Here is a 12,465-nt window from a genome sequence, read left to right on the forward strand (position 1 = left end):
AGCTTTTCACAATGCCGTTACGGACCCAAGAAAACTGGCCCCACGGCGCGATCATGCAGGACGCCGAACATACTCAGTTTGCGCTGTGGGCACCGGATGCGTTTTACGTCAGTGTCGAACTTGAAGACGGTCAGTCCTTGCCGATGTTACCGCAGGCCGATGGCTGGTTCGTGATCAAGACCCGGTGCCCGGCGGGCACCCGCTACCGCTTCAACATCGATGGTGAACTGGAGGTGCCCGATCCGGCCTCCCGCGCTCAGGATGGCGACCTTGACCGCCACAGCGTGGTGGTCGATCCGCTGGCCTACCAGTGGCGAAACACCACCTGGCATGGCCGGCCGTGGAGCGAAGCGGTGATTTACGAGTTGCACGTCGGCGCACTCGGCGGCTTTGCCGAAGTCGAGCAGCACTTGGCGCGCCTCGCCGAACTGGGCATCACCGCGATCGAACTGATGCCGCTCGCGCAGTTCCCCGGCACGCGCAACTGGGGCTACGACGGCGTGCTGCCCTACGCCCCGCAAGCCTCCTATGGCACCCCGGAACAACTCAAGCACCTGATCGACAGCGCCCACGGCCATGGTCTGGCGGTGATTCTCGACGTGGTCTACAACCACTTCGGCCCCGACGGCAATTACCTCGGACGCTACGCCAAAGGCTTTTTCCGCGAAGACAAGCACACGCCTTGGGGCGCGGCGATCGACTTCCGTCGGCGTGAAGTGCGGGACTTTTTCATCGAAAACGCGCTGATGTGGCTGTTCGAATACCGCTTCGACGGTCTGCGCCTGGACGCGGTGCACGCGATCGAAAGCCCGGATTTCCTGCCCGAACTGGCGCAGCGTATTCGGCAGCAGGTCGATCCGACGCGCCATGTCTGGCTGACCGTGGAAAACGAGCTCAACCAGTCGAGCCTGCTTGAAGAGGATTACGACGCGCAGTGGAACGACGACGGCCATAACGCGCTGCATGTGCTGCTGACCGGCGAAACTGACGCCTATTACGCTGACTATGCGCTGCAACCCACCGAACAACTGACCCGTTGTCTGAGTCAGGGCTTCGTGTTTCAGGGCCACATCACTCGCCACGGCGAACCGCGCGGTGAGCCCAGCGAACACCTGCCCTCGACCGCTTTCGTGCTGTTCCTGCAGAACCACGACCAGATCGGCAACCGGGCCTTCGGCGAGCGTTTGCACCACCTGGCCGATCCACGGGCACTGCAGGCCGCCACCGTGCTGTTGCTGTTGTCGCCGATGATTCCGCTGATGTTCATGGGCGACGAATTCGCCGCCGAGCAACCGTTTCTGTTCTTCACCAGCCACCACGGTGAACTGGCAGACCTGGTACGCGAAGGTCGGCGCAATGAATTCGCCGGGTTCAGCGCCTTCACCGATCCGCACAAACGCGAAAAAATTCCTGATCCGAATGCCGAGCAGACCTTCCACGCCTCGCAGCCTCGCCTGATTGGCAGCGGCACTGAGAAACAGCAGGAAACCCTCGCGCTGTACCGGCAACTGCTGCAATTGCGCCACCAATACATCATTCCCAATCTGTCCGGCACCCAGGCCCTCGGCGCGCACATGCTCGGCCGTGGCGCGGTCAGCGCGCGCTGGCGCCTGGGCGATGGCAGTGAGCTGCGAATTGACCTGAACCTCAGCGATACGCCAGTGGTCAACCCTCCACAGACCGACGCCGTGTGGCTGTTTCAACAGCCGCCCGCCGTTGCCCTGTCGGAACCGGGCCAACTGCCCGCGTATTGCGCGCTTGTCAGCCTCACGGCCGCAACCCCCTTGCAACCTCTGGATGGAGAGCGCCTATGAGCGATGCGCAACTGGAAATACTCGCAAGCCGCGCCGGCCTCGCCGTCGACTGGATCGACGCCAATGGCCGCCCGCAGAAAGTCGCCCCGGCGGTGCTGCGCAATGTCCTCACCGGGCTGGGTCATCCGGCCAATACCGCGCAGGAAATCGACGCCAGCCTGCTGCAACTGCAACAGGTGCAACAGGATCGCCACCTGCCGCCGCTGTTGACCGCAGATGTCGGGGTCAGCGTTGATCTGGCCCGCTATTTCGAACCGGAAACCCCGTGCGAAATCCAGCTTGAAGACGGTTCACGGCTTAACCTCAAGCTCGATGCCGAAGCGAAACTGCCAGGGTTGATTCCGGTCGGCTATCAGCAAGTACACATCGCCGATCAGTATTTCACCCTCGCCGTGGCGCCGGAGCGCTGCTTCAGCGTCGGCGATGCGGTGGACAATCCGATCCCGCGCGTGTGGGGCCTGAGCGCGCAACTGTACAGTCTGCGCCGCCCCGGCGATGGCGGTTTTGGTGACACCCAGGCGCTGGAAGAGCTGGCCCGAGTGGCCGGCGAACGCGGCGCCGAGGCGCTGGCGATCAGTCCGTTGCATGCGATGTTCAGCGCCGACACCGGGCGCTACAGCCCGTACTCACCGTCCAGCCGGCTGTTCCTCAACTCCCTGTATGCCGCTCCAGGCGCGATCCTTGGCGAACGGGCGTTGCGTGATGCGATCGACGCCAGCGGTCTGGCCGAGCAATTCAAGCAACTGGAAGACCTCAAACTGATCGATTGGCCCAGCGCCGCCGAGGCCAAGTACAAACTGCTGCAAGCCCTGTACGACGGTTTCGTCGCCGGCGAACATCCGTTGCACGCCGACTTCGCCAGTTTCCGCCACGCCGGTGGCGAAGCCCTGGAAAATCACTGCCGCTTCGAAGCCATTCAGGAAATGCGCGCCGCCCGTGGTGAAAGCCTCGACTGGCGGCACTGGCCGGAACACTGGCACGAGCCGCGCGGCGCCGCCCTCGAAGCGTTTGCCGAGGAATACGCCGAGCGCATCGGCTACTTCGCCTTTTGCCAATGGCTGATCCACCGTTGCCTGGAGCGCGCGCAAGCGGCTGCACGCGGCGCCGGCATGGGCATCGGCCTGATCGCTGATCTTGCGGTCGGTGCCGATGGCGCCGGCAGCCAGGCCTGGAGTTTTCAGGACGAGTTGCTCGCCTCGCTCACCGTGGGTGCGCCACCAGACATTCTCAACCGCACCGGGCAGGGCTGGGGGATTTCCGCGTTTTCCCCCGAAGGCCTGATCCGCAACGGCTTTCGCGCTTTCATCGACATGCTGCGCGCCAACTTCGCGCATGCCGGCGGGCTGCGTATCGACCATGTAATGGGCCTGCAACGTCTGTGGGTGATCCCCAACGGCGCGGCTCCGGCGGACGGTGCGTACCTGTATTACCCGGTGGATGATCTGCTGCGCCTGCTGACCCTCGAATCCCATCGACACCAGGCCATCGTCCTCGGCGAAGACCTCGGTACCGTGCCCGACGGGCTGCGGGAAAAACTCAGTGCGCGGGCGATCCTCGGCATGCGCGTGCTGCTGTTCGAACAGGACAACAGCCGTTTCAAACCGATACTCGACTGGCCGGACAATGCGCTGGCGACCACCACCACCCACGACCTGCCCACGCTCAACGGCTGGTGGCATGGCCGCGACATCGACTGGAATGCGCGCCTGGACTTTGTCGATGCCAACGGTGAAATCGAATGGCGCCGGCATCGCCAGCGTGAGCGCCAAGGCCTGCGCGATGCGCTGAGTCAGGACCCGCAAAACTTCCGCGAAGAGTCCCACGAGGCCGATCAAGTGGTCGATGCCAGTGTGCGTTTCCTCGGCCACACCCGCGCACCGCTGGTGCTGTTGCCACTGGAAGACGCGCTGGGTATCGATGAGCAGGCCAACCTGCCGGGTACCATCGACAGCCATCCGAACTGGTCGCGGCGCCTGCCCGGCAACAGCGAGGCCTTGCTCGATGGCGCCGATGCCGCGCGCCGCCTGGAACTACTGGCCTGTGCCCGCCTGCAAGCTGCCGAGCGTGACCAATGAATTCATCGTTCAACCAACCGTTGCGCGCCACTCTGCGCCTGCAATTTCACAAGGGTTTCACTCTGGAACAGGCGGTGCCGCTGGTGCCGTACTTCGCCCGCCTCGGCATCAGCCACATTTATGCCTCACCGCTGCTCGCGGCCCGCGCCGGTTCGATGCACGGCTACGACGTGGTCGATCCGACGCAAGTCAATCCGGAACTCGGTGGCGAACCGGCGCTGCGGCGTCTGGTCAGCACCCTGCGCGAACACGGCATGGGCCTGATCCTCGACATCGTCTCCAACCACATGGCCGTCGGTGGCGGTGACAATCCGTGGTGGCTCGACCTGCTGGAATGGGGCCGCCTGAGTCCGTACGGCGAGTTCTTCGACATCCAGTGGCACTCCCCCGACCCGCTGATGGAAGGCCAATTGTTGCTGCCGTTTCTTGGCAGCGATTACGGTGTCGCGCTGCAGGAAGGCACGCTGAAACTGCATTTCGATGCGCAGCAGGGACGCTTCCATGTCGAGCATTACGAGCACCACTTCCCGATCTGCCCGAACGACTATGGCGAGCTGCTCAAACCGGTCGAAGCGCTGAAATCCCTGGCCGATCGTTTCAGTACCCTCAGCTACCAGACCGACGCGCATGCGCTGGCGATGCCGCTCAAGGCTGAACTGAAAGAGCTGGCCAGCGATCCGCAGATTCTCGCCGCCATCGAGGAAAGTCTCGCGCATTACGACTCCACGACTGCAGAAGGCTTCGACAAGCTGCACCAATTGCTCGAACGCCAGAGCTACCGCCTGGCCAGTTGGCGCACCGCCGCCGACGACATCAACTGGCGGCGCTTTTTCGACATCAACGAACTCGGTGGCCTGCGCGTCGAACGCCCGGCCGTGTTTGAAGCGACCCATGGCAAGATTTTCCAGTTGATCGCCGAAGGACTGGTCGACGGGCTGCGTATCGACCACATCGACGGCCTCGCCGACCCGCGTGGCTATTGCCGCAAGCTGCGGCGGCGCCTCGACTTGCTTGCGCCGGATCGGCACTTGCCGATCTATGTCGAAAAGATTCTCGGTGCCGGCGAAACCCTGCGCACCGACTGGGCGGTGGATGGCAGCACCGGTTACGAGTTCATGAATCAACTGTCGTTGCTGCAACACGACCCGGATGGCGAACACGTTCTCGGCGACCTGTGGCAACGGCGTACCGAGCGTCCGGCGGCGTTCATCGAAGAAGCGCAACTGGCGCGCCAACAGATCCTCAACGGCTCGCTGGCCAGCGATTTTGAAAGCGTCGCCCAGGCGCTGCTGCAAGTGGCGCGCGACGACCTGATGACCCGCGACCTGACCCTCGGCGCGATTCGCCGGGTGTTGCAGGCGCTGATCGTGCATTTCCCGGTGTATCGCACTTACATCAATGCACTGGGTCGCGCGGCGCAGGATGAACAATTCTTCCAGCAGGCCATGGACGGCGCCCGCCAGACCTTGGGCGAAGGCGACTGGCCGGTGCTCGACTGCGTCGCGGCCTGGCTTGGTGGCACGCCATGGCGGCACAAGCCGCGCGGGCGCTCGCGCAAGATCCTCAAGCACGCTTGCGTACGTTTCCAGCAACTGACTTCGCCGGCAGCGGCCAAAGCCGTCGAAGACACCGCGTTGTATCGCTCGGCGGTGCTGCTGTCGCGCAATGACGTCGGCTACAACACCGAGCAGTTCAGCGCACCGGTCAGCGACTTCCATGCGGTCAATCAGCAACGTCTGGGCGCGTTCCCCGACAACTTGCTGGCCACCGCCACCCACGACCACAAACGCGGCGAAGACACCCGCGCGCGACTGGCGGTGCTCAGCGAACGCAGCCACTGGTACGCCGAGCAGGTCGAGTTGTGGCGCGCCCTCGCCCGGCCGCTGCGCGACGATGATCAAGTGCCGTCGTCCGGTGATGAACTGATCCTTTATCAGGCGCTGCTCGGCAGTTGGCCGCTGCAATTGCGTGATGACGATCAGGCAGGTTTCAGCGACTACGCCGAACGCATCTGGCAGTGGCAACAGAAAGCCCTGCGTGAAGCCAAGCTGCAAAGCAGCTGGAGCGCGCCGAATGAAACCTACGAAAACGCTGCACAGACGTTTACCCAGCGCCTGCTCACCGGTGATGAAGGCGAGCTGCTGCGTGCCGCGCTGAGCAAGACCGTCAACAGCATCGCGGCAGCCGGCGCCCTCAACAGTCTGGCGCAAACCTTGCTGCGCATGACCGTGCCGGGGGTGCCGGATCTGTATCAGGGCAACGAGTTCTGGGACTTCAGCCTGGTTGATCCGGACAACCGCCGGCCGGTGGATTACGCCGCGCGCGCGCAGGCCCTGGACGGACACGCGCCGCTGCCGGAGCTGCTGGCGGACTGGCGTGACGGGCGCATCAAGCAAGCGTTGATCGCGCAGGTGTTGAACCTGCGCGCCGGACACGCCGAGCTGTTTCGCCGGGGCACGTATCAGGCTCTGGAGGTGCTGGGCGAGCAGGCGCACAACGTGCTCGCATTCGCCCGTGAGCACGAGGGCCGCTACGCCATCGTGATCGTGCCGATCCGCTGTGCGACGTTGCTGGAAAACAGTGCCGTGCCACAAGTGGATGCGCTGCGCTGGGGCGACACTCGGGTGGTTTTACCGTTCGCCGCCTCTGACACAAACCTGAAGGGACTTTTTCACAGCAGCGCAGTCACAAAAAACAGGGAGCTGAACGTCAGCGCCGCGCTGGGGGATTTCCCGGTCAATCTGTTTATCCAACTCTTTACGTAACGACGAGTTCAGTTCAGGAGCATTGCGATGAGTACCGACGATAAACGCATCCGCGAGTTCGCCTATCAGATCTGGGAATCGGAGGGCAAACCTGAAGGGCATGAAGCACGTCATTGGGAAATGGCGCGCAAACTGGCCGAAGCCGAGGCCCTGGCGCCGAAGAAGTCGCCGAAGGCCGCTGGCAGCAAAACTGCCGGCAAGACTGCGAACGGCAAAGCCAGCGATAGCAAGACGCCGGCAACCAAGCCCAAGGCGCCAGCGGACGCCAAAGCCAAGCCCTCCAGCGCCGCCAAAGTGATTCCACCGGGCGAAAAGGCCGCCGAGAAAAAGCCGCGCGCCCCGCGCAAGCCCCCGGCCAACTGATACACCCGCATTTATTGAACTGAATGACCGTGTGGCGAGTTCGCTCGCCACTGAGGACTCACTCGTCCTCAAAAAACATACAACCTTCCTGTAGGAGTGAGCCTGCTCGCGATAGCGATGTATCAGGCGAAATCGCGATTGAATGTCAGACCGCTATCGCGAGCAGGCTCACTCCTACAAGGTTTTGTATCAGCCGAGAATTTCCCCGTTTTGCAGGAGCAATCATGTCCAGTCCAAAAAAAGCCGAGCCCGCACCGCACGCCGAGCCGTCCAGAATCCGTGAAGGGCTGCCCTTCCCGCTCGGCGCCACCTGGGATGGTCTGGGGGTGAACTTTGCGCTGTTTTCCGCCAACGCCACCAAGGTCGAGCTGTGCATCTTCGACGATGCCGGCGAAGTCGAACTCGAACGCATCGAACTGCCGGAATACACCGACGAGATTTTCCACGGCTATCTGCCCGACGCCCATCCGGGGCTGATCTACGGCTACCGTGTGTATGGCCCGTATGACCCGGAGAACGGCCATCGCTTCAACCACAACAAACTGTTGATCGACCCCTACGCCAAACAGCTGGTCGGCGAGTTGAAATGGTCCGAAGCGCTGTTCGGCTACACCATCGGCCACCCCGACGCCGACCTCAGTTTCGATGAACGCGACAGCGCGCCGTTCGTGCCCAAGTGCAAGGTCATCGACCCAGCGCACACCTGGGGCAACGACCACCGCGTCAGCGTGCCGTGGGACAAGACGATCATTTATGAGACCCACGTACGCGGCATCAGCATGCGTCACCCGTCGGTGCCGGAGAACGTGCGCGGTACCTTTGCCGGTCTGATGGTCGACGACGTGCTCGAGCACATCCGCAAACTCGGCGTCTCGAGCGTGGAATTGCTGCCGATCCACGCCTTCGTCAACGACCAGCACCTGCTGCACAAGGGCATGACCAACTACTGGGGCTACAACAGCATCGCCTTCTTCGCCCCGGACCCGCGCTACCTGGCCAGCGGCAAGATCGCCGAGTTCAAGGAGATGGTCGCGCACCTGCACGAAGCCAATCTGGAAGTGATCCTCGACGTGGTCTACAACCACACCGCCGAGGGCAACGAACAAGGCCCGACCCTGTCGATGCGCGGCATCGACAACGCCTCCTACTATCGCCTGATGCCGGACGACAAGCGCTACTACATCAACGACTCCGGTACCGGCAACACCCTCGACCTCAGTCACCCGTGCGTGCTGCAAATGGTCACCGACTCGCTGCGCTACTGGGCCAGCGAGATGCATGTCGACGGTTTCCGCTTCGACCTGGCGACCATTCTCGGGCGCTATCACGACGGTTTCGACGAGCGTCACAGCTTCCTCGTCGCCTGCCGTCAGGACCCGGTGCTGCGCCAGGTGAAAATGATCGCCGAGCCTTGGGACTGCGGCCCCGGTGGCTATCAGGTCGGCAACTTTCCGCCGGGTTGGGTCGAGTGGAACGACAAATTCCGCGACACCGTGCGCGCGTTCTGGAAAGGCGACGACGGCCAGGTTGCCGACTTCGCCAGCCGCATGACCGCGTCCGGCGAGATGTTCAACCAGCGCGGGCGGCGGCCGTACTCGTCGGTGAACTTCATCACCGCCCACGACGGTTTTACCCTCAACGATCTGGTGTCGTACAACGACAAGCACAACGAGGCCAACGACGAGAACAACCAGGACGGCAGCAACAACAACCTGTCGTGGAACCACGGGGTCGAAGGCCCGACCGATGATCCGGAGATCAATGCACTGCGCCATCGGCAGATGCGCAATTTCTTCGCCACGCTGCTGCTGTCGCAAGGCACGCCGATGATCGTTGCCGGCGACGAATTCGCCCGCACCCAGGACGGCAACAACAACGCCTATTGTCAGGACAGCGAGATCGGCTGGGTCAACTGGGACCTGAGCGAAGACGGCAAGGCGCTGCTCAAGTTCGTCAAACGCTTGATCAAGTTGCGTATGGCTTACCCGATCCTGCGTCGCGGGCGTTTCCTGGTCGGCGAGTACAACGAGGACATCGGCGTCAAGGACGTCACCTGGCTGGCGCCGGACGGCACCGAGATGACCACCGAACATTGGCATGACGCGCACAACCGCTGCCTGGGCATGCTGCTCGACGGCCGCGCGCAGGAAACCGGGATTCGCCGCAAAGGTGCCGACGCGACCCTGCTGCTGGTGGTCAACGCCCACCACGACATCGTCAACTTCAGCCTGCCGGAAGTGCCGGAAGGCAGTTTCTGGACCTGCATGATCGACACCAATCAGCCATCGATTCGCGGTCAGGAACGCTTCGAGTTCGGCCATGAGTATTCCGTCACCGGCCGTTCGCTGCTGCTGTTCGAACTGCAACGCGAAGAAGAAGACTGATATGGACCTGCACAGTTATCTGGCGCGCCGCCCGCCGGACTATCGCGACACTGCGGCACTCGGCCATTGCCTGCGGGCGCTGGTCGAGGCCGGTCTGGATCAGTTGCCGTTACCGGGCAGCGGCCGCACGCTGGAGCGTTTTCAGCGCCTGGCTGAAGTCGGCGGGCACGATCTGGGCTTGTGCAAACTCTACGAGGGCCATACCGACGCCCTGGCGATCATCGAGCAGCTCGGTGGTTCGCCCACGCCGGGCAGCACCTGGGGCATGTGGGCCGCTGAACCGCCGCAGGCTCGGGTGCAGGTGCGCCCGGCCGGGCACATGGTGCGCCTTGACGGGCGCAAGGCCTGGTGCTCGGGGGCAGCGGTGCTCAGCCATGCGCTGCTCACCGCGTGGGACGCCGACGACCGCCAACAACTGGTCGCGGTGGCGCTGGATCAACCGGGCGTGACCATCACCGATCAGGGCTGGCAAGCGGTCGGCATGGGCGCCACCGGCAGCGTCGAAGTGTTGTTCGACGGCGCTGAAGCCCAGGCCATCGGCGAACCCGGCGACTACCTGAATCGTCCGGGGTTCTGGCAAGGCGGGATCGGCATCGCGGCGTGCTGGTACGGCGCGGCGCGGCAGATCGCCGAGGCGCTACGGCAACACTGCGCACAACGCGAGGAGCCGCACGCCCTCGCCCACCTCGGTGCGGTCGACTCAGCGCTGTACGCGGCAGCCAATGTGCTGCGATTCAGTGCCCTGCATATTGATGCGCACCCCGAAGCCGATGCCGCACTGTTGGCCCGGCGTGCCCGTGCAGTGGTCGAGCAATCGGCTGAGCAGGTGATGCGCGACGTCGGGCGCGCGCTGGGTGCCGGGCCGTTCTGCAAGGATCGGCACTTCGCCCGGTTGAGCGCCGATCTGCCGGTGTTCCTGCGCCAGAGCCATGCCGAGCGTGATCTGGCGGCCCTTGGCCAAGCGCTGGCTGAACACTCCGAGGAGGTCTGGACGCTATGAATGCCGTGAACAAACCTGATCCGATCATCGGCCATCAGGGCACTTCGCTGCTGCAATGGCAACATTCCCGGCACCTGGCGGCACTGGACAGCGTCGATGTCCTCAGTCTGGTGCCACCGGGCGCGCGGGCGGTGATAGTCGCTCCACACCCGGACGACGAAGTGCTCGGTTGCGGCGGGATGTTGCAGTTGCTGGCCGCCGCCGGGCGTCAGTTGCAACTGATCTCGGTCACCGATGGCAGCGCCAGTCACCCCGGCTCCGAACGCTGGCCGGTGGAACGCCTGAGCGTGGTGCGGCCGCAGGAATCGGCCGAAGCCCTGCGCCGCCTCGGCGTGCCGTTGCACCGGATGAAATGGCTGCGCGGCGGTTTCAGCGATAGCCAGGTCGCCGCGGATGAGCCGTCGCTGGTCGCGTTCATCGAGCGTCACCTGCGCCCCGGCGATGTGGTGTTCAGCACCTGGTGCGAAGACGGCCACTGCGATCACGAAGCTGCCGGCCGCGCCAGTATCGAAGCTGCGCGGCGGGTCGGCGCCACCTGCCACGAATTGCCGGTCTGGACCTGGCACTGGGCCTCTCCGGAAGACGCCGCGGTGCCGTGGCAGCGCGCGCGCAAGATTCTGTTGTCCCCCGAGCAAGTGGCGCGCAAACGCCACGCGGTGCATGCCTTTGCCAGCCAGCTGGAAGGCGACCCGCAAGCCGGGCTGCAACCGGTATTGGCGCCGTATGTGCTGGATCGTCTGCTGCAACCGTTCGAAGTGGTGTTCCTATGAGTGTCGATGATCGTTACTTCGACGGATTATTCAGCGCCAACGATGATCCCTGGGCCTTCCGCGAGCGCTGGTACGAACAGCGCAAACGCGCGATCACCCTCGCCGCCCTGCCCCGCGCACATTATCGGGCGATCTTCGAACCCGGTTGCGCCAATGGCGAACTCAGTGCCGAGCTCGCCGAGCGCTGCGATCGCCTGCTGTGTTGCGACACCGCCAGTGCGGCGGTGAACCTGGCGCGTACCCGTTTGAGCCTTTTCGACCACGCCGAGGTGCGCCAAAGTCGCCTGCCCGGCGACTGGCCGGAAGAAAAATTCGACCTGATTGTATTTAGCGAAATCGGCTACTACCTCGATGCCCAAGATCTGACAGAAGTGATCCGCCGCATCAGTGAATCCCTGACCGCGGACGGGCAATTGCTCGCTTGCCACTGGCGCCCGCCCATCGACGGCTGCCCGCTGAACGCGCGGCAGGTGCATGACCTGATCCACGAGCAACTGCCGCTGCCGCGTCTGGCATTGCATCAGGAAGCGGACTTCCTTCTTGAAGTCTGGAGCCGCGAGCCGCGCTCGGTAGCCGCACTGGAGGGCCTGCGATGATCGGCATTCTGATTCCGGCGCATAACGAGGAAGACCTGCTCGAGCAATGCCTCAGCGCGGCACTGCGCGCCAGTAAACACGGGCTGTTGGCCGGCGAGCCGGTCGAAGTGCTGGTGGTGCTCGACAGTTGCACCGACCGCTCGGCGCAGATCGTCAAGCGCTTTCCGGTGCAGAGCCTGCACATCGACGCGCGTAATGTCGGCCAGGCCCGGGCCGCCGGCGCGCAGGTCCTGCTGGAGCGCGGCGCACGCTGGATTTCCTGCTCCGACGCCGACAGCCGCGTAGCCGATGACTGGCTGGTGGCGCAACTGGGGCTGGGTGCCGACGCGGTATGCGGCACGGTGACCGTCGAACATTGGGATCAGTCGTTCGATGAAGCCGCGCAGATTCGCTATCACAGTCACTATCAGGCCCGTGACGGGCATCGCCACATCCACGGCGCCAACCTCGGGGTCAGTGCCGACGCCTATCGCTGGGCCGGTGGTTTTCCGCCGCTGGCCTGTGACGAAGATGTGCAACTGGTGCGGCGACTGGAACAGTGCGGTGCCGACATCGCCTGGAGTCATCGCCCGCAGGTACGCACCAGTGCCCGACTGGACAGCCGGGCACGAGGCGGATTCGGTGACTATCTGCGAAATCTGGCACAGCTTGGTTAAAAAAAAGCGGATCAGATTGATCTGTGACGCGACGAATCAAGT

Annotated in this window: 9 protein-coding genes; all 9 read left to right on the forward strand. The window is 63.7% G+C overall.

Features of this window, described 5'->3' with window-relative positions; genetic code table 11:
- Positions 1-11: 11 nt before the first annotated feature.
- Positions 12-1,814 carry a malto-oligosyltrehalose trehalohydrolase gene (gene treZ / locus ABV589_RS01805; protein WP_367084624.1) on the forward strand — a complete coding sequence of 601 codons (1,803 nt, stop codon included), beginning with the start codon at positions 12-14 and terminating at the stop codon, positions 1,812-1,814.
- Positions 1,811-3,889, forward strand: coding sequence for a 4-alpha-glucanotransferase (gene malQ / locus ABV589_RS01810; protein ID WP_367084625.1), 2,079 nt, complete (start codon positions 1,811-1,813; stop codon positions 3,887-3,889). Before treZ ends, malQ begins: the two co-directional genes overlap by 4 nt.
- Complete coding sequence (locus tag ABV589_RS01815) at positions 3,886-6,654, forward strand: malto-oligosyltrehalose synthase (protein ID WP_367084626.1); 2,769 nt, start codon at positions 3,886-3,888, stop codon at positions 6,652-6,654. The genes malQ and ABV589_RS01815 overlap by 4 nt, the downstream gene beginning before the upstream one ends.
- A gap of 27 nt (positions 6,655-6,681) precedes the next feature.
- Positions 6,682-7,017 (forward strand): DUF2934 domain-containing protein, encoded by a 336-nt coding sequence (locus tag ABV589_RS01820; protein ID WP_367084627.1) that lies wholly within the window; start codon positions 6,682-6,684, stop codon positions 7,015-7,017.
- A 224-nt stretch (positions 7,018-7,241) separates the two neighbouring features.
- Entirely contained in the window at positions 7,242-9,401 is a 2,160-nt protein-coding gene (glgX, locus tag ABV589_RS01825; protein ID WP_367084628.1) for a glycogen debranching protein GlgX, read from the forward strand.
- Position 9,402: 1 nt separating this feature from the next.
- Positions 9,403-10,401 (forward strand): acyl-CoA dehydrogenase family protein, encoded by a 999-nt coding sequence (locus tag ABV589_RS01830; protein WP_367084629.1) that lies wholly within the window; start codon positions 9,403-9,405, stop codon positions 10,399-10,401.
- Positions 10,398-11,171: a PIG-L deacetylase family protein gene (locus ABV589_RS01835; protein WP_007966271.1), complete on the forward strand. Its 774-nt coding sequence runs from the start codon at positions 10,398-10,400 to the stop codon at positions 11,169-11,171. Before ABV589_RS01830 ends, ABV589_RS01835 begins: the two co-directional genes overlap by 4 nt.
- A complete protein-coding gene (locus ABV589_RS01840; RefSeq protein ID WP_367084630.1) occupies positions 11,168-11,767 on the forward strand; it encodes an SAM-dependent methyltransferase in 600 nt (199 codons plus the stop codon). The genes ABV589_RS01835 and ABV589_RS01840 overlap by 4 nt, the downstream gene beginning before the upstream one ends.
- Positions 11,764-12,423, forward strand: a complete 660-nt coding sequence (locus tag ABV589_RS01845; protein ID WP_367084631.1) for a glycosyltransferase — start codon at positions 11,764-11,766, stop codon at positions 12,421-12,423. The genes ABV589_RS01840 and ABV589_RS01845 overlap by 4 nt, the downstream gene beginning before the upstream one ends.
- Positions 12,424-12,465: the final 42 nt, after the last annotated feature.

Source organism: Pseudomonas sp. HOU2, assembly GCF_040729435.1.
Classification (GTDB): Bacteria; Pseudomonadota; Gammaproteobacteria; order Pseudomonadales; family Pseudomonadaceae; genus Aquipseudomonas.

What these genes read in the sequence shown, in the direction of transcription:
- treZ (WP_367084624.1), top strand. Translation starts at nt 12, where the DNA reads ATGCCGTTACGGACCCAAGAAAACTGGCCCCACGGCGCGATCATGCAG.
- malQ (WP_367084625.1), top strand. Translation starts at nt 1,811, where the DNA reads ATGAGCGATGCGCAACTGGAAATACTCGCAAGCCGCGCCGGCCTCGCC.
- ABV589_RS01815 (WP_367084626.1), top strand. Translation starts at nt 3,886, where the DNA reads ATGAATTCATCGTTCAACCAACCGTTGCGCGCCACTCTGCGCCTGCAA.
- ABV589_RS01820 (WP_367084627.1), top strand. Translation starts at nt 6,682, where the DNA reads ATGAGTACCGACGATAAACGCATCCGCGAGTTCGCCTATCAGATCTGG.
- glgX (WP_367084628.1), top strand. Translation starts at nt 7,242, where the DNA reads ATGTCCAGTCCAAAAAAAGCCGAGCCCGCACCGCACGCCGAGCCGTCC.
- ABV589_RS01830 (WP_367084629.1), top strand. Translation starts at nt 9,403, where the DNA reads ATGGACCTGCACAGTTATCTGGCGCGCCGCCCGCCGGACTATCGCGAC.
- ABV589_RS01835 (WP_007966271.1), top strand. Translation starts at nt 10,398, where the DNA reads ATGAATGCCGTGAACAAACCTGATCCGATCATCGGCCATCAGGGCACT.
- ABV589_RS01840 (WP_367084630.1), top strand. Translation starts at nt 11,168, where the DNA reads ATGAGTGTCGATGATCGTTACTTCGACGGATTATTCAGCGCCAACGAT.
- ABV589_RS01845 (WP_367084631.1), top strand. Translation starts at nt 11,764, where the DNA reads ATGATCGGCATTCTGATTCCGGCGCATAACGAGGAAGACCTGCTCGAG.